This is a genomic window from Ideonella sp., from assembly GCF_041918995.1.
Classification (GTDB): Bacteria; Pseudomonadota; Gammaproteobacteria; order Burkholderiales; family Burkholderiaceae_C; genus Ideonella.
In genome coordinates this window covers 58,978-77,776 of the sequence record NZ_JAYRUN010000016.1, presented here as the reverse complement: position 1 = coordinate 77,776, position 18,799 = coordinate 58,978, and the positions used below count along the sequence as shown (strand labels likewise).

General features: G+C 73.0%; 17 protein-coding genes. 7 read left to right on the top strand and 10 right to left on the bottom strand.

Going from position 1 to position 18,799, the window contains the following annotated elements:
* Window positions 1-33 precede the first annotated feature (33 nt).
* On the bottom strand, window positions 34-231 hold the full coding sequence (locus ACE3UN_RS15015; protein WP_374675781.1) for a hypothetical protein: 198 nt from the start codon (window positions 229-231) through the stop codon (window positions 34-36).
* 117 nt (window positions 232-348) lie between these two features.
* Between ACE3UN_RS15015 and ACE3UN_RS15010 the strand changes: the two genes are divergently transcribed.
* The 3 genes from ACE3UN_RS15010 to ACE3UN_RS15000 all read left to right on the top strand — a co-directional run bounded on the left by ACE3UN_RS15010 (window position 349) and on the right by ACE3UN_RS15000 (window position 3,557).
* Complete coding sequence (locus ACE3UN_RS15010; protein WP_374675780.1) at window positions 349-1,281, top strand: LysR family transcriptional regulator; 933 nt, start codon at window positions 349-351, stop codon at window positions 1,279-1,281.
* Between the two features lie 51 nt (window positions 1,282-1,332).
* Window positions 1,333-1,767 (top strand): thioredoxin TrxC, encoded by a 435-nt coding sequence (gene trxC / locus ACE3UN_RS15005; protein ID WP_374675779.1) that lies wholly within the window; start codon window positions 1,333-1,335, stop codon window positions 1,765-1,767.
* A gap of 107 nt (window positions 1,768-1,874) precedes the next feature.
* Complete coding sequence (locus ACE3UN_RS15000; RefSeq protein WP_374675778.1) at window positions 1,875-3,557, top strand: glycoside hydrolase family 44 protein; 1,683 nt, start codon at window positions 1,875-1,877, stop codon at window positions 3,555-3,557.
* Between the two features lie 87 nt (window positions 3,558-3,644).
* On the opposite strand, the gene ACE3UN_RS14995 is transcribed toward ACE3UN_RS15000, so the two are convergent.
* Both ACE3UN_RS14995 and ACE3UN_RS14990 read right to left on the bottom strand, forming a co-directional pair.
* Window positions 3,645-4,160, bottom strand: a complete 516-nt coding sequence (locus ACE3UN_RS14995; protein ID WP_374675777.1) for a hypothetical protein — start codon at window positions 4,158-4,160, stop codon at window positions 3,645-3,647.
* A gap of 70 nt (window positions 4,161-4,230) precedes the next feature.
* Window positions 4,231-5,304, bottom strand: a complete 1,074-nt coding sequence (locus ACE3UN_RS14990) for a flavodoxin family protein (protein WP_374675776.1) — start codon at window positions 5,302-5,304, stop codon at window positions 4,231-4,233.
* A 91-nt stretch (window positions 5,305-5,395) separates the two neighbouring features.
* Here ACE3UN_RS14990 and ACE3UN_RS14985 point away from each other — a divergent pair, with 91 nt between their 5' ends.
* Entirely contained in the window at window positions 5,396-6,244 is an 849-nt protein-coding gene (locus tag ACE3UN_RS14985) for a class I SAM-dependent methyltransferase (RefSeq protein ID WP_374675775.1), read from the top strand.
* A 12-nt stretch (window positions 6,245-6,256) separates the two neighbouring features.
* On the opposite strand, the gene ACE3UN_RS14980 is transcribed toward ACE3UN_RS14985, so the two are convergent.
* Together ACE3UN_RS14980 and ACE3UN_RS14975 are read right to left on the bottom strand one after the other, a co-directional pair.
* Window positions 6,257-6,670, bottom strand: a complete 414-nt coding sequence (locus tag ACE3UN_RS14980) for a TraR/DksA family transcriptional regulator (RefSeq protein ID WP_374675774.1) — start codon at window positions 6,668-6,670, stop codon at window positions 6,257-6,259.
* A 98-nt stretch (window positions 6,671-6,768) separates the two neighbouring features.
* Window positions 6,769-8,310, bottom strand: a complete 1,542-nt coding sequence (locus ACE3UN_RS14975) for a class I adenylate-forming enzyme family protein (protein WP_374675773.1) — start codon at window positions 8,308-8,310, stop codon at window positions 6,769-6,771.
* 99 nt (window positions 8,311-8,409) lie between these two features.
* Between ACE3UN_RS14975 and ACE3UN_RS14970 the strand changes: the two genes are divergently transcribed.
* Entirely contained in the window at window positions 8,410-8,880 is a 471-nt protein-coding gene (locus ACE3UN_RS14970; RefSeq protein ID WP_374675772.1) for an acyl-CoA thioesterase, read from the top strand.
* On the opposite strand, the gene thpR is transcribed toward ACE3UN_RS14970, so the two are convergent.
* Window positions 8,871-9,401 carry an RNA 2',3'-cyclic phosphodiesterase gene (gene thpR / locus ACE3UN_RS14965; RefSeq protein WP_374675771.1) on the bottom strand — a complete coding sequence of 177 codons (531 nt, stop codon included), beginning with the start codon at window positions 9,399-9,401 and terminating at the stop codon, window positions 8,871-8,873. The two genes, ACE3UN_RS14970 and thpR, sit on opposite strands and share 10 nt — an antisense overlap.
* Before the next feature lie 126 nt (window positions 9,402-9,527).
* On the opposite strand from thpR, the gene ACE3UN_RS14960 reads away from it, so the two are divergent.
* Both ACE3UN_RS14960 and ACE3UN_RS14955 read left to right on the top strand, forming a co-directional pair.
* Window positions 9,528-11,510 carry an OPT family oligopeptide transporter gene (locus tag ACE3UN_RS14960; RefSeq protein ID WP_374675770.1) on the top strand — a complete coding sequence of 661 codons (1,983 nt, stop codon included), beginning with the start codon at window positions 9,528-9,530 and terminating at the stop codon, window positions 11,508-11,510.
* A 112-nt stretch (window positions 11,511-11,622) separates the two neighbouring features.
* The gene (locus ACE3UN_RS14955; protein ID WP_374675769.1) at window positions 11,623-12,144 is read left to right on the top strand and encodes a hypothetical protein; all 522 of its coding nucleotides are present in this window, start codon (window positions 11,623-11,625) and stop codon (window positions 12,142-12,144) included.
* A gap of 24 nt (window positions 12,145-12,168) precedes the next feature.
* Here the strand turns inward: ACE3UN_RS14955 and ACE3UN_RS14950 are convergent, their stop codons facing one another.
* The 4 genes from ACE3UN_RS14950 to ACE3UN_RS14935 are packed head-to-tail and all read right to left on the bottom strand — an operon-like array spanning window position 12,169 to window position 18,682.
* Entirely contained in the window at window positions 12,169-12,870 is a 702-nt protein-coding gene (locus ACE3UN_RS14950) for a glutathione S-transferase N-terminal domain-containing protein (protein WP_374675768.1), read from the bottom strand.
* A complete protein-coding gene (locus ACE3UN_RS14945; protein WP_374675767.1) occupies window positions 12,867-14,963 on the bottom strand; it encodes an acetoacetate--CoA ligase in 2,097 nt (698 codons plus the stop codon). The genes ACE3UN_RS14950 and ACE3UN_RS14945 overlap by 4 nt, the downstream gene beginning before the upstream one ends.
* Before the next feature lie 21 nt (window positions 14,964-14,984).
* A complete protein-coding gene (locus tag ACE3UN_RS14940) occupies window positions 14,985-16,835 on the bottom strand; it encodes an ABC transporter substrate-binding protein (RefSeq protein WP_374675766.1) in 1,851 nt (616 codons plus the stop codon).
* Window positions 16,832-18,682 (bottom strand): ABC transporter substrate-binding protein, encoded by a 1,851-nt coding sequence (locus ACE3UN_RS14935; protein ID WP_374675765.1) that lies wholly within the window; start codon window positions 18,680-18,682, stop codon window positions 16,832-16,834. The genes ACE3UN_RS14940 and ACE3UN_RS14935 overlap by 4 nt, the downstream gene beginning before the upstream one ends.
* Window positions 18,683-18,799 lie beyond the last annotated feature (117 nt).

Genomic DNA, 18,799 nt, shown 5'->3' with positions numbered 1-18,799 from the left:
GGGATGTCACCCGCCCGGGGCGGGCGCGGGCCTTCAGGCGATGCCGAGGGCGCGCTGCAGGCGCTGCAGCCAGTGCGCGTGGCCGTGCGCCTGGCCGCTCGCGGGCCGGGCCGCGCGGCGGGCCGGGCGCATCGCGTCGCGGCGTTCCAGCAGCCGCAGCGGCGGGCGCGCGCTCTCGCCCGGCCAGGCGTCCAGGCTGTGCAGCGGAGAGGCGGGAGAGGTCGGGATCATGGGGTTAACCCGGATCTTACGTCGTGGAAGCCATCGTAGACGCGGGCAGATTTGCCGGCAATGCATCGCGGCGCAGTTCAAGTTTGCAAATTTGCAGGGATGGCCCACACTGCCGCCATGCCGACCCTGGACTGGAACGACCTGCGCTACGCCCTGGCCATCGCCCACGGGGGCTCGCTCGCCTCGGCGGCGCGGCAGCTGGGGGTGAACCACACCACCGTGCTGCGCCGGCTGGACCTGCTGGAGGGCCAGCTCGGCGCCCGCCTGTTCGAACGCAGCCGCCAGGGCTACGAGCCCACCGAGGCCGGTGCCCTGCTGCTGGAGCAGGCGCGCCGCATGGCCGACCAGGCCGACGAGATCGAGCGCCGCATCCAGGGCCGCGACCGCGGGCTCACCGGCCAGCTGCGCGTCACGACGGCCTTCGTGGTGATGGAGCACCTGCTGCCGGGCCCGCTGGCGGCCTTCGCGCGCGACTACCCGGGCATCGAGGTGGAGGTGCTGGAGAACGCGTTCATGGTGGACCTGGCGCGACGCGGCCCCGAGGCCTCGGCCGGCTGGTCGCAGCGCCAGGCGGACGTGGCGCTGCGCCTGTCGTCGCAGGTGGCGGAGCACCTGGTGGGCAGGCGGCTGGGCGAGGCCCCGTGCCGGGTGTACGCGATGCGCGGTGCGCCCGGCCTGCCGCAGGCCGTGACGCCCCTGCCGCAGCTGCTGAAGGACGCCCCCTGGATCGCCTTCGAGCGCGACGGGCGCAGCCGCGTCTACGACCTGTGGATGCGCCAGCACCTGGCCAGCTCGCAGGTGCGTGTGCGGGTGGACATCTTCAACGCCGCGGCGGCCATGCTGCGCACCGGCATCGGCGTGGCGGTGCTGCCCTGCTTCATGGAGGCCAACCACCCCGAGCTGGTGGCGGTGTCCGAGCCCATTCCGGAGCTGAGCGTGCCGATCTGGATGCTCACTCACCCCGACCTGCGCGACACCGCCCGGGTGCGCGCCTTCATGCAGCACGTGGGCGACACGCTGGCCGAGCGCCTGCAGGCCGCCGCGCCTTGACGGCCGCCCCTTGAGCCTTGAAATACCGCGCCGGGTACGTATCTACCGGCCATGAGCAGCGCTGCCTCCCCCCTTGTCCGATGTGCCGGCTGCGGCGCCACCAACCGCGTGCCCGCCGAGCGCCTGCGCGACGACCCGCACTGCGGGCGCTGCGGGGCCGAGCTGCTGCCGGGCCACCCGGTGGCGCTGGGTGACGCCGATTTCGAGCGGGTGGTGGCCGCCAGCCCGGTGCCGGTGGTGGTGGATTTCTGGGCGCCGTGGTGCGGGCCCTGCCGGCAGATGGCGCCGCAGTTCGCGCAGGCCGCGGCCCAGCTCAAGGGGCGGGCCCTGTTCGTCAAGGTGAACAGCGACGACAACCCCCGCACGGCCAGCCGCTACGCCATCCGCAGCATCCCCACGCTGGTCAAGCTGCGCGGCGGCCAGGAGGTGGACCGCGTGAGCGGCGCCATGCCGGCGGCCCAGGTGGCGGCCTGGGCGACGCGGTAAACGGAGCGCCCGGTCGATACAGCTGCTTGCCATTCGCTGCGGCGCGTGGCTTGCACCGGGCCGGTGGCGGCGCGAAGCTGGCGGGCTGTCTCGCCGAGGTCTCCGCCATGCCGCTGCCCCCCATCGACACCCCCTTGCTGCTGCTGCGCGGCGCCACCGCGCTGGTCTGGGCCGGCCTGCATGCCGCCGTGCTGTGTGCCCCGGGACCCGCCCTGAGCGTGGATGCCACCGCCGACGGCCATGCCATCCCGCCGGAGGTCTACGGCATGAACTTCGCCGACGAGGCGCTGGCCCGCGAGCTGGCCCTGCCGGTGCGCCGCTGGGGCGGCAACCGCACCACGCGCTACAACTGGCGCATCGACGTCGACAACACCGGCAGCGACTGGTTCTTCGAGAACATCCCCAACCCGCTGCCCACCGACGGCCGCACGCTGCCCGATGGCTCGGCCGCCGACCGGTTCGTGGAGCAGGACCGCCGCACCGGCACGGCCACCTTGATGACCGTGCCCATGACGGGCTGGGTGGCCAAGCGGCGGCCGCCCGGCGACAACCACCCCTTCGACTGCGGCTTTTCCGTCAGCCGCTATGGCGCGCAGCAGCAGGTGGACCCGTGGGACACCAACTGCGGCAACGGCCTGCGGCCCGACGGCTCGCCCGTGACGGGCAACGCGCCCACCGACACCAGCGTGGCCGCGGGCAGCGGCTTCGTGCAGGACTGGGTGCGCCATCTCGTGGGTGCCTACGGGCCGGCGGCCAGCGGCGGGGTCAGGCTCTATGGCCTCGACAACGAGCCCGAGCTCTGGCGCCACACCCACCGCGACATCCGTCCGCAGCCGCTGGGCTACGACGAATTGCGCGACCGCGCCATCGAGTACGCCGCCGCCATCAAGGCCGTGGACCCTGGCGCCCAGGTGCTGGGCCCGTCCGGCTGGGGCTGGACGGCCTACTTCTATTCCGACCTGGACACCGCCCCGGGGGGCGACTGGTGGAACAACCCGAAGGACCGCAACGCGCACGGCGGCGTGCCACTGGCCGAGTGGTACCTGCAGCAGATGCGCGCGCATGAGCGCGCCACCGGCCAGCGCCTGCTGGACTACCTGGACGAGCACTACTACCCCCAGGCCCCGGGCGTGTTCTCCAGCGCCACCGACCCGGCCACCCAGGCCCTGCGCCTGCGCTCCACCCGCTCGCTGTGGGACCCCACCTATGTGGACGAAAGCTGGATCGGCGAGCCGGTGCGCCTGCTGCCGCGCATGCGCGAGTGGGTGGCCGCGAACTACCCCGGCACGCGGCTGGCGGTCACCGAGTACAACTGGGGCGCGCTGCACCACCTGAACGGCGCGCTGGCCCAGGCGGACGTGCTGGGCATCTTCGGCCGCGAGCGGCTGGACCTCGCCACGCTGTGGGCGCCGCCGGCCTCCGGCGAGCCGGGTGCCTTTGCCTTCCGCATGTTCCGCAACGTCGACGGCCGCGGCGGCCAGTTCGGGCGCTGGGGCGTGCGCGCCACCAGCGCGGACGCGTCGCGCGTGTCGGTGTTCGCCGCCCGGCGCGGCAAGACCGGTCCGCTCACGGTGATCGTCGTCAACAAGAGCAGCGAGCCGCAGGACAGCACGCTCACGCTGGCGCACTACAGCGCGGCCGGCCAGGCCAAGGGCTGGCGCTATTCGGGCGCCAACCTGTCGGCCATCCAGAAGCTGGCCGCCACGCCGGTGAGCGGCGGCACGATGGCGCTGAAGCTCCCCGCGGAGTCGATCAGCTTCTACCTGGTGCCGCTGGCGGCGGCGCGCTGACCCTCCCCGGGCCCGCCGCCCGCGGTCAGCGCCCGTCCCGGTCGGGCGCCCGTGGATCAGCGCCCGTCCCGGTCGGGTGCCCGTGGATCAGCGCCCGTCGCGGTCGCTGTCGCCAGGCGCCGCGCGCTCGACGGTGTCCGACACGCGCTGCCAGGCGTCCCGCGCGGCGGGGCGTGCGTCCTGCCACTCCAGCGTGGACGCGCCGCGCGAGGCGGCCCAGTTGCGCGAGAGATCGGGCTCCAGGTCGTCGAACGCCTGCCCGGGGTGGGACTCCCAGGCGCGCAGGCCGTAGGTGTAGGCCGGTCCGAAGTCGTCGAAGCTGCGATCGCCCACGTAGGGGCGCTCGCGGTAGTTGTCGCGCCAGTAGGCCTCCTCCACGGTGGGATCGACGGCCTCGGCCACGCGCTTGCCGGCCAGGCCGCCGACGATGGCGCCCACGGCCGCGCCCACCACGGTGCCCACCGGGCCGGCCACGGTGCCGGTGGCCGCGCCCGCGGCGGCGCCGCCCAGTGCGGCGCCCACGCCGGTGCCCACGGGGTGCGCGCCAGGCGCGCCGGTGATCGGGTCACGGTTCTCGGAACCGGGTTGCTGTTCGGGGCTCATGTCGTCTCCTGGAAAAGTGGCCTGGCCGCACGGCAGATCCCGTGCCCGTGGGGCCGGTGTCGCCGTCCGCTCACTTGGGCCGGGGCGCCGGCAGGTCGCGCCCGGGGTCGGCCAGCCGGCCGGCGCGCAGGGCGTGCACCGCCCGTGCCACGGCATGGCCCACCTGGCGCACCTCCTCCTGCACCGCCTGGTCCTCGTCCAGCGCCGCGTGGCTGGTGGCGTAGGGCGCGTAGTAGCCGATGAGCCGGTCCAGGCGGGCACGCGGGCCGGCGTCCACCAGACCCATCCAGTCCAGCCAGTCGCTGAGCGAGCGCCGCAGGCCCTCGGTGCCCGCCACGTCGCCGTGCACCACCAGGCCGTAGCAGCGGCCGGCCAGGTGCTTGGGGTAGGGCCAGCCCGCCAGCTCCACGGCCTTGGCGCGGGCGGCGTCCTTGCCGCCGGTGAGCGTGGGGTCGGGGTTGCCGCCGTCGGCGCACACCAGCCGGTCCATCATCAGCTTCAGCGGGCTGGGGGCCTGGTACCAGTACACCGGCGTGACGATCACCACCGCGTGGGCGGCCACCCAGCGCTCGTAGATCTCGGCCATCCAGTCGCCCACCTGGCCGGTGGCGTGGTTCGGGTAGCAGCTGCAGGGCCAGTGGCACAGCGGCATGGCCGTGGCGACGCAGCCCTTGCACGGGTGGATGTGCAGGCCCGGCTCCGAGGTGAGGCGGCTCAGGTCCAGCAGGTCCACCTCGATGCCCGCCGCCTCCAGCGGGCCCCGCACCAGGCCGGCCAGGCGGAAGGTCTTGGACATCTCGCCCGGGCAGGTGCCGTCGTTGCGCGCGGCGGCACACACCACCAGCGCCCGCGCCGGGGACGCGGGGTCGCGCCAGCGCTGCTGCGCGGCCCGCAGCCGCTCGTGCGTGGCACGCCACTCGTCGGACAGCGCGTAGCCGGGATCGTGGAAGCCCGGTCCGGCCGGGCGCGTGCGCGGTGCCTTGCGGCCACCGTCGTAGGCCTGCCAGGCGATCGTCTCCAGCCGTTCGATGGCCGGCTGTTCCGTGTCGAAGGCCGGGTCCTGGAAGGCGGCACGAAAGCGCGCGCCGAACTGTTCCCGGTCCAGCGCAGGGGCGGCCTGACCGCGGCGGACATCGTCGGACATGGGTGCTCCTGAAGGGCCTGGGCGGCGACGGGACGCCGCGCGGCAAGCCCCATGCCCTGGGGGGCGGGCACCCGCGTTGCTCGCCCAGGCCATGGTGGACAACAAGGCGACTGCCCGGTCGATGGAGCGCCGCAACCGCGCCTGGTACGCGCGGCCCGGCACGGTGCGTGGCATGGCCACCGGCCAGGGCTTCACCGACGAGGGCGAGCGCGCGGCCTACAGCCGCCTGGCCACCGAGATGTGCGGGCGCCCCATCCTGGACCTGGGCGTGGGACCGGGACGCACGGTGGCCCTGCTGCAGTCGATCAGCCACGACTACGTGGGCGTGGACTACGCCGCGCCCATGCTGGCCCGCGCGCGGGCCCGGTACCCCGCGGCCGACCTGCGCCTGGCGGACGCCCGGGACCTGCGCGCCTTCGGCGAGGAGACCAAGGCGCTGGTGGTGTTCAGCAACCACGGCATCGATTCCCTGGCGCACGCCGACCGGCACCGGGTGCTGCGCGAGGTGTGGCGCGTGCTCGAGCCGGGCGGCGTGTTCTGGTTCTCCACGCTCAACCTGCGCGGCCCCGCGGCGCACTACCGGCCCTGGCGGCCGGCGGCCTGGAGCGCCTCCGGCGACGCCGGGCGGGCGGCCTGGCCGGCGGGCAGCGCCTGGCTGCGGGCGTGGCTGCGGGTGCCGGCGCACAGCCTGCGCTACTGGCGGGCCCGTCGCCTGGCACGGGCGGACGTCGGCTGGGCGGAGGCGCCGTTCTTCGCGGGCGGCTGGCGCCTGGTGACGCACTATGTGGACCTGCCGGAGCTGCGGCGCGAACTCGCCCGGGCCGGTTTCCGGGACGGGGCCGAGGTGCTGGACGATGCCCATGGCCGGCCCGTGGCCGCCGACGGCCTGCCCGCACAGCCCTTCAGCTTCGCCGTCATCGCGCGCAAGCCCGGGCGCTGACCCGCCGGCCGTTCACTGCATGGGCGGCAGCGGGATGCTGGGCACCGGCGCGTGGGTCTTCTCGTATTCGGCCTGGCAATCGATGCAACGCGCCGCCGCGGGCTGGGCCTGCAGGCGCGGCAGCGGGATGTCCACGCCGCAGTCCACGCACAGCCCGTAGCTGCCGTTGTCCATGCGGGCCTGGGCGTCGGCGATGGCGCGCAGCTCGTCGATGTCGCGCTCCTGCTCGGCATGGCGCACCGCCTCGCGGATGCGCTCCTCGCCCTGCTCACCCAGGTCCTCCACATGGCTCATGGGGATGCTGCGCGGCGCATCCTCCTTCTCGTCGTCGATGGCGCGCACTTCCTCGCGCAGGGTGCGCTGGCGCTCGTCCAGCTGCTGGCGCAGCTGGGCGCGGGTGGCTTCGTCGAGGGCGGTGCCGGCCATGTCGTTCTCCTGGGGCAGTGCAGTGGCCGGCGTGCGGCAAGCTGCATGCCGCGCACGCGCCGTCACGGCACCGGCCTGGCCGCGGTGCGGGGCGTGGCTCAGGTGCCGGCGCCCGCCGCGCACTGTGCGCGCAATGCCGTCTTCAGCACCTTGCCGTAGGCGTTCTTGGGCAGCGCCGGCACGAACACGTAGCGCCGGGGCCGCTTGAAGCGCGCCAGCTGGGCCAGGCAGTGCGCGTCCAGCGCCGCCGCCGTGGGCGGCGTGCCGGGCGCGGCCACCACGAAGGCCACCACCACCTCGCCCCACTCGGCATCCGGCGCCCCCACCACCGCCACCTCGGCCACGCCGGGCGCCGTGAGCAGCACCTCCTCCACCTCGCGGGGGTAGACGTTGGAGCCGCCGCTGATGAGCAGGTCCTTGCTGCGGTCCTTGAGCGTGAGGAAACCGTCCTCGTCCAGCACGCCCACGTCGCCCGTGAAGAGCCAGCCGTCGCGCAGCGCCGCCGCGCTGGCCTCGGGCTGGCGCCAGTAGCCGGCCATGACGCTGTCGCCGCGCACCAGCACCTCACCCGGCTCGCCCGGCGGCAGCGGGCGGCCCGCGGGGTCGGCCACGCGCACCTGCACCGGCGCCTGCGCCACGCCCACCGAGGCCAGCCGCTGCAGGTGGCGCGGATGGCCGGCGTCGCACAGGTGCGGGCGCGCCAGCGCCGTGGCCACCATCGGCGTTTCACCCTGGCCGTAGATCTGCACGAAGCGCGGGCCCATCACGCGCAGCGCGCGCTGGATGTCCGCCACGTACATGGGCGCACCGCCATAGACGATGGTCTTGAAAGCGCGCGCGGCGTCCTCGGGCGTCAGCCCGGCGGCCTCGGCATGGTCGACCAGGCGCTTGACGATGGTGGGCGCCGCGAAGGTGGACAGCGGCCCCAGCGCCCTGCCCAGCCCGAACAGCTCGGCCGCGTCCACGCCGCCCGAGGCCGGCACCACGTGACGCGCGCCGGCCATCAGGTGCGGGATGCTGTAGAGGCCCGCGCCATGGGACTGCGGTGCCGCGTACGCCATGGTGTCGGCCGGCGTGACGGCGTCCACGTCGCTGAAGTAGGCCAGGCCCATGGTGAGCAGGTTGCGCACCGTGATCATCACGCCCTTGGGCCGGCCGGTGGTGCCGCTGGTGTAGAACAGCCAGGCCAGGTCGTCCGGGGTGCGCTCGGCCACCGGCACGCCGCGCCAGTCGGCGGCCGGCGCGAGCAGGGCGTCGGCCTCGTCGCCGTCCACCTCGGTCTGCCAGGGCAGGCCGGCCAGCGCGGTGTCCACGACGTCGGCCGACACCACGCCCCAGCGTGGCTGGGCGTCGCCGACGATCCACTCCACCTCGCGCGGATGCAGCTTCGCGTTCACCGGCACCACCGCCAGCCCGGCCCACCAGCAGCCCCACAGCAGCTCGAGGTAGCGCGGGTGGTTGCGCAGGCACAGCAGCACGCGGTCGCCGGGCTGCAGGCCGGCCGCGCGCAGGCGCTGCGCCAGGCCGGCCGCGCGGGCGGCCCAGTCGCCGTGGGTGGCATGGCGCGCGGTGCCGTGGAACAGCGCCGGCGCGTCGGGCGCCAGCCGTGCCTGGCGGATCAGCAGGTGGGCGAGGTGCATGCCGATGATGGTGGCACGCGCGGCCGGGCCGCGCGTCGCTACCATCCCGCACCGAGACTGCCCGCGGCCTGTCACCTGCGCGACACGCCGCCGCCCGCCATGCCGCCTGACATGCCCGCCGAGGGCTGGGACCACCCCGCCCCCTTCACGCTCGACGTGCGCCCCCGTGCCGAGGACATCGACGGCCTGGCCCACACCAACAACGCGGTGTACGTGCGCTGGTGCGAGCAGGCCGGCTGGGCGCACTCCGATTCGCTCGGGCTGACGCTGGCCGACTACCAGCGGCTCGACCGCGCCATGGCCATCCGCCGGGGGGAGTACGACTACCTCCAGCCCACCGGCGAGGGCGAGCCGCTGGTGCTGGGCACCTGGCTGTTCACGGGGGATGGCAAGCTGCACATGGAGCGCCGCTTCCAGCTGCGCCGGGTGGCCGATGGCGCCACCGTGATGCGCGGGCGCTGGCAGCTGGTGTGCATCGAGCTCGGCAGCGGCCGGCCGCGCCGCATGCCGCCGGCGTTCGCGCCGTACCTGCAGGTGGCGGTGGACGCGCCCCCGGCGCCTCAGGCGTAACGCCGCAGCAGGTGGTAGCCGCTGGCGGACTCGGCCAGCACATGGCCCTGGCGCACGGGCCAGGTCACCGGGGCCGGTGGCGCGCCTGCCAGCGCGGCGCCGGCGGCCCGGCGGGCCAGGGTGGCGTGCGGTCGCCAGGGCCGGGTGTCCACGGGCAGCTGCAGCGCCGCCAGGCGCTCGGCCAGGCGGCCATGCAGCTCGAGCAGGGCCGCGGGCACGGCGCGCGGGGCCAGCACCGCCACGCCGTGCGGCCACACCGTCCACTCGGACAGGGTGATGTCGGTGTGCACCGCGGGCACGCGCAGGCCGTCGGCCACCTCGGCCAGCCGCTCGCGCGGCACGGCGCCGATGAAGTGCAGGGTGAGGTGCAGGTTCGCCGCCGCGGTGGGCCGGGCCGAGGCGGGCCAGCGCAGCGCCGCCTGCCAGGCCCGCAGGCCCTGCAAGGTGGCGGGCTCGTCCGGCCACAGGGCCAGGAACAGCCGGGCGGTGGCGCCGGCGGGCGGCTCGGCAACGGGCGTCATCCCCCATTGGAGCGCGCCCGGCGGGCCGGCGCCAGCGGCCGCTGGTATGCCCCGAGCGGCCGGCTTGCGCGAGGCTGACACAATCCGGCCCGGCCGTGACCGCGGCCGCCTCTTGCATTCCTCACCATGGCCCTGCAACAACTCACCGACGAACAGATCCGCAGCTGGACCCGCCGCCAGAAAGACGAGTGGTGGCTGAAGCACGTCTACCGCGGCAACATGGCGCAGCTCACCCTGCGCTCGGCGCTCACCGGCTTCCTGCTGGGCGGCGTGCTGGCGGCCACCGGCCTGTACATCGCCGCCAAGACCGGCATCACCATCGGAGTCGGCCTGACCTCGGTGATCCTGGCCTTCGCGATCTACCGCATCCTCAACAGTGCGGGCGTGGCGCAGGACTTCACCATCCTGGAGAACAACTGCACCCAGTCCATCGCCACCGCGGCGGGCTACGTGGTGACGCCGCTCACCTCGAGCATGGCGGCCTACATGCTCGTCACCGGCGTGGTGGTGCCCTGGTGGCAGCTGATGATCTGGATGATCGTCATCTCCATCATCGGGGTGCTGATCGCCTTCCCGATGAAGCGCCGCTTCATCAACGAGGAGCAGATGCCCTTCCCCGAGGGCCGGGCCTGCGGCGTAGTGCTGGATTCGCTGTACCACGGGGCCGCGGGGGCCGGGCTGTTCAAGGCCAAGCTGCTGGGCATCGTGGCGGCGGGGGCGGCCACCTACCAGGCGCTCATCAGCGACGGCTGGATGAAGCTGCTGCAGTTCAAGCTGCTGCGCATGGACCAGTGGGCTGGCATGAAGGAGCCCTGGGTCTTCCATGAGCGGCTGGACACCTACTACTACCAGGCGGGCGGCGCGGCGCTGAAGATCCTGGGCACCGACTTCCGCGCGCTGGGCCTGCGGCTGACGCTGGACGCCGCCATGCTGGGCGTGGGCGGCCTCATGGGCATCGCCGTGGCGGCCAGCTGCCTGCTCGGGGCCTTCGTCAACTTCGCCGTGCTGGCGCCCATCATGATCGAGCGCGGCGACATCGTGCAGCGCGTGCTGGACAACGGCACCGTCGTGCCCATCTCGCGTGCCGAGATCGTCAACCAGTGGTCCATGTGGTGGGGCGTGACCATGATGGTGGCCGGCTCGCTGGTGAGCCTGGCGGCCAAGCCCGAGCTGTTCACCTCCGCGTTCAAGTCGCTGCGCGGTGGCCAGTCGCCGGCCGCCAAGGACCACGGCCCCGACCCGCTGAAGGACATCGAGCTGCCGCTGTGGATGAGCTGGGTGGGCGTGCCGGTGTTCAGCCTGCTGGGCGCCTGGATCACGCACCAGTTCTTCGGCGTCAGCATGGGCCTGGCGCTGGCGTCGCTGCCGCTGATCTTCGTGCTCACGGTGATCTGCACCAACTCCATGGCGCTCACCTCGTGGACGCCCACCGGCTCGCTGTCGAAGATCACCCAGTTCACCATGGGCGCGATCGACCGCACCAACCCCGCGAGCAACCTGCTGCCGGCCGGCATGACGGCGGAGATCTCCTCCAACGCCGCCAACCTGCTGTCGGACATCAAGCCGGGCTACATGCTGGGCGGCAAGCCGCGCCACCAGGCCATGGGCCACGTGATCGGCCTGTTCGCGGGCGTGATGGCCTGCGTGCCGCTGTACTTCCTGCTGTTCCTGCCGGCGGACGCGAACGGCGTGCGCTCGGCCGGCACGCTCATCTCCGAGCAGTTCGCCATGCCGGGCGCGGTGCAGTGGAAGGGCGTGGCGGAGATCATCGCCAAGGGCTTCGCCGGCCTGCCCACCAGCGCCATCGTGGCCATGGCGGTGGCGGCGGTCGCGGCGGTGCTCATCGAGCTGGCCCGCGTGTTCACCAAGGGCCGCTTCCCGCTGTCGTCGGTGTCCATCGGCCTGGGCGTGGTGCTGCCGCCCGAGGCGACCTTCGCCATGTTCGTGGGCGCGCTGATCTTCTGGCTGATGGGCCTGCGCCACAAGGCGCCGGGCACCCGCGGCCACGCCATCTGGGTGGACGGCGCCGAGCCCATCTGCGCCGGCCTCATCTCGGGCGCGGCCCTGATGGGCATCGGCAACGCGATCGTGAACGTGCTGCTGGGCTGACGGCCGCGTCGCGGCGGTTTGCTTACACTTTCGGACGCGCCATTCCGGCGCGTCCATTCAATCGACCAGGGAGATTCCTTCAATGACCCGTGCAGCACTTGCACTGACCCTCGTGGCCGCTGGCGCCCTGCTGGCCGGCTGCGAAACGCCGACCACGCAGCGCTACGCCATCTCGGCGGACAACAACCTCGCCATCAAGCAGCTGGCCGCCTCCGGCGTGGGCCTGGCCGCGTTCACCGCGCCGGCCACCTTCGACGCCAGCTGCCGGGCCCTGGGCCCGCTGCAGGTGGCCGATGGGTTGACCCACACCCAGTACATCCAGAAGGCCTTCGAGGACGAGCTGAAGATGGCCGGCGCCCTGGCCACGGCCGCCCCCCGCGTCACCCTGAGCGGCAAGGTCGACAAGCTGGAGTTCTCGACCACGCGCGGCCTGACCGGCGGCAGCTGGACCATCGAGCTGTCGCTGCGCTCCAGCAACGGCCAGTCGATGACCAGCTCGGAGTACTACGAGTTCAGCAGTGGCTTCGCGGCGCCCGAGGCCTGCCGCAACACCGCCGAGGCCTTCTCGCGCGCGGTGCAGAACCTGGTCGGCAAGACGGTTCGCAACCCGCAGTTCGCCACGCTCGTCAAGTGAACGAGGCGGCCGGCGCGACGGGAGTCACGCCGGTACCTGCAGCCCCCGCTGGACCGCGGGGCGCTGCACGAAGGCGTCGAGCACGCGCTGCACCTGGGCGAATTCGTCGAAGCCGACGAGCTCGCCCGCGCCGTAGAAGCCGATGAGGTTGCGCACCCAGGGGAACACGGCGATGTCGGCGATGCTGTACTCGTCGCCCAGCATCCACGGCTGCCCCGCCAGGTGCTTGTTCAGCACACCCAGCAGGCGGCGCGATTCGGCCACGTAGCGGTCGCGCGGGCGCTTGTCCTCATAGTCCTTGCCGGCGAACTTGTGGAAGAAGCCGAGCTGGCCGAACATGGGGCCCACGCCGCCCATCTGGAACATCACCCACTGCAGCGCGTGGTAGCGCGCGGCGGGGTCGGTGGGCAGGAAGCGGCCGGTCTTCTCCGCCAGGTACCAGAGGATGGCGCCCGACTCGAACAGCGCCAGCGGCTTGCCGCCCGGCCCGTCGGGGTCGATGATGGCCGGGATCTTGTTGTTCGGGTTCAGCGAGACGAACTCGGCGCTGAGCTGGTCGTTCGTGTCGAAGCTGACCTTGTGCGCCTCGTAGGGCAGGCCCAGCTCCTCCAGGAGGATGGACACCTTCACGCCGTTGGGCGTGGGCAGCGAGTACAGCTGCAGGCGCTCCGGGTGGCGCGCCGGCCACTTGGCGGTGATGGGGAAATCGGCGAGCGTGGTGGTCATGTCGGGGCAGCGGTGGCCGAGGGAGCGGCGATTGTGGTCGCGCCTGGGGCCCGCTGCGCCGCGAAGGCGAGAAACCAGTCCACGGATGCGGCATTGGCCATGGCGTCGCGGTTCATCACCTGGGCCGGGTTGGCGCCCAGGAGCAGCTTCTTGACCGGCAGCTCCATCTTCTTGCCGCTGAGCGTGCGCGGGATGGCCGGCACGGCGTAGATGTCGTTGGGCACGTGGCGCGGCGACAGCGCCTCGCGGATCTCGGCGACCAGGCGGCGCTTCAGGGCGTCGTCCAGCACCGCGCCCTCGCGCAGCACCACGAACAGCGCCATCCAGCTCTCGCGGCCCAGGTACTCCAGGTCCACCACCAGGCTGTCCAGCACCTCGGGCAGGGCCTCCACCGCGCGGTAGAGCTCGGCCGTGCCCATGCGCACGCCCTGGCGGTTGATGGTGGCGTCGCTGCGGCCGTAGATGATGGCGCCGGTGGCCTGTTCGCGCGGCACCAGGCGGATCCAGTCGCCGTGGCGCCAGACGCCGGGGTAAGTGTCGAAGTAGCTGCCCAGCAGTCGCTGCCCGTCGTCGTCGCCCCACAGGCGCAGCGGCATGGACGGCATGGGCACCGTGCACACCAGCTCGCCCACCTCGTCCATCAGCGGCCGGCCGCGGCCCTCGGCGTCGGGCTCGCTCCAGGCCTCCACGGCCGCGCCCAGGCAGCGGCACTGCATCTCGCCGGCCACCACCGGCAGCGTGGGCAGGCCGGCCACGAAGGCGCCGGCGAAGTCGGTGCCGCCCGAGATGCAGGCGATCCAGATGTCGCGCCCGTCCACCTTGGGCAGCTCGCGCCAGATCCAGCGGTAGGCGTCTTCCGCCAGCGGCGAGCCGGTGGACCCCACCGCGCGCAGCGCGGAGAGCCCGCCCTGCTGCAGCGGCCGCACCCCGGCCTTCAGGCAGCTGGCGTAGAAGGCCGCGCCGGCACCGAAGAAGGTGCAGCGCGACAGCGCGGCGAAGCGCCACAGCGGCGTCCAGTCGGCCGGCGCGTCGGCCTGGCGCACGCTCTGTGCCGGCGAGCCGTCGTACAGGCAGATCGTGGTGCCGCCCAGCAGGCCGCTGACCTGGCAGTTCCACATGATCCAGCCGGTGCTGCTGTACCAGAAGAAGCGGTCGCCGGTCTCGACCGTGGCGCCCAGGTTGTTGTGCAGCGTGCCGCCCTTCAGGCCTTCGAGCACCACGCCGCCATGGCCGTGCACGATGGGCTTGGGCAGGCCGGTGGTGCCGCTGGAGTAGACGATCCACAGCGGGGCGTCGAAGGGCAGCGGGCGCGGGGTCACCGAGTCCTCACCCGCGACCAGGTCGGCCCAGGCGTGGCGTGCGGGGCCGCCGCTGGCAGGCTGCCCGTCGCCCGGCACCGCCAGGCCCAGCACCGGCACGTCGACCACGTGGCGCAGCGTGGGCAGGCCGGCCACCAGCTCGGCGCCCAGCGCACGCCGGTCGTGCGCCTGGCCGCCGAAGCGGTAGCCGTCGGCCCGCAGCAGCACCGCGGGCTCGATCTGGCGGAAGCGGTCGAGCACGGCCACCGGGCCCATGTCGGGCGAGCACACCGACCAGATCGCGCCCAGGCTGGCCACGGCCAGGAAGGCCACCACCGTCTCCGGCCGGTTGCCCAGCACGGCCACCACGCGGTCGCCCGGCGCCACGCCCAGCGCCTGCAGGCGGGCGGCCAGCACGCCCACCTGGCGGCGCAGCTCGGGCCAGCCCAGCTCGCCCAGGCGGCCGGCTTCCAGCGCCGGCTCGTCGGCCCATACGATGGCCGGGTGGCCGGCGGCGTGCGCGGCGTCGGCATGGCGCAGCACCTGCTGCGCGTAGTTCAGCTGCACGCCGGGAAACCAGCGCGCCCCGGGCATGCGCGCGTCGGCCAGCGCCAGCGTGGGCGGCACGGGCGAACGCAGATCGAAGAAGTCCCACACCGAGCGCCAGAAGGCGTCTGGCTCACGCACCGACCAGCGCCACAGGTCCTCGTAGCAGGCGAAGCGCAGGCCCCGTGCCTGCGCCAGCCAGCGTTCGTAGACGGTGATCCGGGGCTCGGGCAGCGCGGGCGTCGGCATTCGGGGCTCTCCAGGGGGCGGTCAGTCGGCGCGGGCGGTGGGTTCGATGTCCACGTACTGCCACCAGTCCTGCCAGAACAGCGGGCGGCGGTAGCCGATCACGTCGCGGTGGGCCATGTCGGTGATGTAGGAGTGCCAGCGGATGCGGTAGGGCATCCAGGCCACGGCGATGCGCTTGGCCTCGGTGAACACCGCCTCGCGCTCGGGTCCGTCGGGCAGCTCGGAGAGCTTCTTGTACAGCGCGTCGAACTCGGGCCGCTTGAAGCGCGCCAGGTTCTGGCCGCCGATCTGCGTGCCGTCGTAGCGCTGCAGCGCGCCCTGGCTGTCGGGCGAGGCGCTCATGCCGCCCACGTGCCAGACCTGGTAGCTGCCGGCGCGCGCGGCCTTCAGCAGCTCGGGCCACTTGCCGGGCTTGAACTGCACCTGGATGCCCAGCGCCTTGAGGCTGTGGTGGTACTGCTCGCTCATCTGCCGGCCGCGGTTGTCCGATTCGATGGACCACTGCAGCTTCAGCGGCGAGCCATCGGGCTGCTCGCGCCAGCCGTCGCCGTCGCGGTCGGTGTAGCCGTACAGGTCGAGCAGCGCCTTCGCCCGCGCGGGGTCGTAATCGCTCATCTCGCTCTTGAAGCGCGGGTCGTAGCTGGTGGTGTGCGGTGCGATGGGCGCCTGGGCCGGGAAGGCCTGGCTCTTGTGCACCAGGCGGATCTCGCGTTCCACGTCCAGCCCCAGCGAGAGGGCGCGGCGCAGGGCGACTTTCTCGGGCGTGTAGCCGCCCACCACCGGGTCGTCCATGTTGAAGATGGTGGCGGTGAGGTCGGCGCGCACCTGGCGCCAGCCCTGCACGCCCTGCTTGGCCAGGTTGGGGGCCACCTTGCCGTTGGGCATGCCCTGGCTCACGTAGTCGGCCGGCACCTGCTCGATCAGGTTGTGCTGGCCGTTCAGGAAGGCCAGCCAGCGTGGCTGGTTCTCCTCGACGATGGACACCTCCACCCGGTCGATCATGGGGATGCGGCGGCCCTTGAAGCGCGCCAGCAGGGCCTGGCCCTCCTTGTCGTCGGCGGCGGGCTCGGCGTCGTAGAAGCGCTCGCGGTAGCCGGGATTGCGCTCCAGAGCGATGAAGCTCGCGCGCCGCCACTGGGCGAGCTGGAACGGGCCGGTACCCACCGGGTGCTCGACGATCTTGTCGCCGTAGTGCTCCACCACCTCGCGCGCGACGGCGCCGAACAGGTCGCTGGCAGCCAGGAACTCGATGAAGCGCGGGCGTGGCTCGGCCAGGCGGATCTGCACCGTGTAGCGGTCCAGCGCGCGCAGGCCCTCGACGCGGGCGTCGTAGTCGAAGGGGCGCTTGCCCTTGAGCGCCTTGTCGCGCTGCTCGGCCAGGCCGAGGAAGTGGAAGCCGTCGATGTAGCTCCAGACGGGGCTCTTGTTGGCGGGGTCGGCGAAGCGCTTGATGGCGTAGACGTAGTCCTCCGCCACCAGCTCGCGCTTCTTGCCGCCGAAGGCGGGGTCGTCGGCGAAGTGGATGCCGGGGCGCACCTTCATGGTCCAGGTGCGGTAGTTGTCGGTGGCCTCGGGCAGCGCCTCGGCCGTGAGCGGCTTGAACTTGGACGGCCGCGCCAGGTGGTCGTAGGTGTAGAGCGCCTCGAAGATGTGCGCCGTGAGCGTGCGCGAATAGATGTCGCTGGCCTGGGCCGGGTCCAGCGTGGTCTCGGCGACGCGGAAGGCATAACGCAGCACCTTCTGCGGCGCGGCCGCGGCCGGCGGCGCGGACGACGTGGCGGACGACGCGGCGGGCTGCGCCAGGCTGGCGAGGGGCAGGGCGGTGGCCAGCAGCGCGGCGGCCAGGGTGGCGAGCAAGGGGTGGCGTGTCATGGCGTGGCGGTGGCCCCGGTGGGGCGCAGGGCGGGGTCGATGTCGACGTACTGCCACCACCCGCGCAGGAAGGGGTGGCGGCGGTAGCCGACCACCCACGGGTGGAGCAGGTCGTTGAGGATGCGGTGGCCAGTCACCTTCTGCGGCATGTAGGCCACCGACAGGCGCTTGGCCTCGTGGATGAGCGCATCGCGCTCGGGGCCGTCGGGCAGCACGGCCTGCTTCGCGTACAGGGCGTTGAATGCCGGCAGGTCGAAGCGGGCATGGTTGCTCTGGCCCTTGTTCGGCCCGTACATCAGGCCGAGCATGTCGCTGGGGTCGGGCTGGGTGGCGCTCCAGGCCAGGCCCCACATCATCAGCTTGCCGCTGCGCGACGCCTTGAGCTGCTCGGGCCACTTGGCGATCTTGAACTCCACCCTCACGCGGATGGAGGCCAGCGCCTTGCGCCAGAGCTCCTGCAGCGCGCGCGAGGCCTGGTCGGGCTGCGAGGCGTACTCGATCCGCAGCGGCTGGCCGTCGGGCTGGTCGCGCCAGCCGTCGCCGTCGGCGTCGACATAGCCGTACAGGTCGAGCAGGGCGTTGGCCTTGGCCGGGTCGTGCTCGCTCATCTCGGTCTTGAAGCGCGGGTCGTGCCCGGCCATCTGCGGCGGCACCACCGACTGCGCGGGCACCGCCTGCCCCTTGCGCGCCTGCACGATCTCGGCCTGCACGTCGTAGGCCAGCGCGATGGCACGCCGCAGGGCCACCTTGTCCGCCGTGTAGCCACCCACCACCGGGTGCTCCATGGCGAAGTAGCTGTAGCCGATGTCGGTGGCCGTCACGCGCTCGAGCTGGATGCCCTTCTTCGCCAGATGGGGCGCCAGTGCGCCGTGGGGGATGTACGGGGGGGACAGCTCCGGCGGCAGGCGCTCGATCCAGTCGTGCTCGGCGTTCAGGAAGGCCAGCAGGCGCGGCTGGGATTCCTCGACGATCTGGATCTCCACCTGGTCCAGCAGGGGCAGGCGGCGGCCGCGCAGGCGCTGGGCGATGGCCTGCGACAGCGCGTCGTCGGCGGGCGGCTCGGCCTCGTAGCGCACCTCGCGGTAGCCAGGATTGCGCTCCAGCAGCAGGCGCGACGAGCGGCGCCACTCGGCCAGCCGGAAGGGCCCGGTGCCCACCGGGCGCTCCATGGCGTGGTCGGGGTCCGCCTCGATCACCTCGCGCGCCACGGCGCCGGCCACGGCGGCGTCGGCAAAGGCCAGCGGCAGTCGCGGGGACGGCTCGGCCACCTTCACCACGAAGGTGTAGCGGTCCAGCGCGCGCAGGCCCTCCACCGGGGTGTCGTAGTCGAAGGGCTTGCCGCCCTTGAGCGCCCTGGCGCGCAGCTCGGACAGGCCCAGGATCTTCGCGTTCTCGAAGTTGTAGAGGTTGGGGCTCTTCCAGCGCGGGTCGTAGTGGCGCTTGATGGAATAGACGTAGTCCTCGGCCACCAGCTCGCGCCGCTTGCCGCCGAAGGCGGGGTCGTCGGCGAAGTAGGTGCCTGGCTTCAGTCGGAAGGTGAAGCTGCGCAGGTCGTCCGAGACCTCGGGCAGCGCCGCCGCCGTGGCGGGCACCAGCTTCGCGGGGCGCGCCAGGAAGTCGTAGCTGAGCGGCGCCTCAAAGATGTTGGCCGCGATCACGCGCGAGTACAGGTCGGAGATCTGCGCCGGGTCGAACCCGGTCTCGGCGATGGGGAAGGCATAGCGCAGCACCTTGGGCGGCTGCGTGGCGGGGCCCGCCGCCGCCGACGGGCCCGCCCCCTGGGCGCGGACGGCGCCCAGCGCCAGGGCGGTTGTACAGACAAGCAGGGGGACGAGCCGACGCAGCATGGGCGCGACGATAGTGCATCCCGCTGGCCGGGGCATCCGGGGATGCGATCAACCCGGGCGCCAAAGCCCCCGGCACACCGGGGCAAACGCCATGCAATCCGTGCGTCCACGCCCCTA

Coding starts and splice junctions, on each gene's coding strand:
- ACE3UN_RS15015 (WP_374675781.1), bottom strand. CDS start 231: ATGATCCCGACCTCTCCCGCCTCTCCGCTGCACAGCCTGGACGCCTGG.
- ACE3UN_RS15010 (WP_374675780.1), top strand. CDS start 349: ATGCCGACCCTGGACTGGAACGACCTGCGCTACGCCCTGGCCATCGCC.
- trxC (WP_374675779.1), top strand. CDS start 1,333: ATGAGCAGCGCTGCCTCCCCCCTTGTCCGATGTGCCGGCTGCGGCGCC.
- ACE3UN_RS15000 (WP_374675778.1), top strand. CDS start 1,875: ATGCCGCTGCCCCCCATCGACACCCCCTTGCTGCTGCTGCGCGGCGCC.
- ACE3UN_RS14995 (WP_374675777.1), bottom strand. CDS start 4,160: ATGAGCCCCGAACAGCAACCCGGTTCCGAGAACCGTGACCCGATCACC.
- ACE3UN_RS14990 (WP_374675776.1), bottom strand. CDS start 5,304: ATGTCCGACGATGTCCGCCGCGGTCAGGCCGCCCCTGCGCTGGACCGG.
- ACE3UN_RS14985 (WP_374675775.1), top strand. CDS start 5,396: ATGGTGGACAACAAGGCGACTGCCCGGTCGATGGAGCGCCGCAACCGC.
- ACE3UN_RS14980 (WP_374675774.1), bottom strand. CDS start 6,670: ATGGCCGGCACCGCCCTCGACGAAGCCACCCGCGCCCAGCTGCGCCAG.
- ACE3UN_RS14975 (WP_374675773.1), bottom strand. CDS start 8,310: ATGCACCTCGCCCACCTGCTGATCCGCCAGGCACGGCTGGCGCCCGAC.
- ACE3UN_RS14970 (WP_374675772.1), top strand. CDS start 8,410: ATGCCGCCTGACATGCCCGCCGAGGGCTGGGACCACCCCGCCCCCTTC.
- thpR (WP_374675771.1), bottom strand. CDS start 9,401: ATGACGCCCGTTGCCGAGCCGCCCGCCGGCGCCACCGCCCGGCTGTTC.
- ACE3UN_RS14960 (WP_374675770.1), top strand. CDS start 9,528: ATGGCCCTGCAACAACTCACCGACGAACAGATCCGCAGCTGGACCCGC.
- ACE3UN_RS14950 (WP_374675768.1), bottom strand. CDS start 12,870: ATGACCACCACGCTCGCCGATTTCCCCATCACCGCCAAGTGGCCGGCG.
- ACE3UN_RS14945 (WP_374675767.1), bottom strand. CDS start 14,963: ATGCCGACGCCCGCGCTGCCCGAGCCCCGGATCACCGTCTACGAACGC.
- ACE3UN_RS14940 (WP_374675766.1), bottom strand. CDS start 16,835: ATGACACGCCACCCCTTGCTCGCCACCCTGGCCGCCGCGCTGCTGGCC.
- ACE3UN_RS14935 (WP_374675765.1), bottom strand. CDS start 18,682: ATGCTGCGTCGGCTCGTCCCCCTGCTTGTCTGTACAACCGCCCTGGCG.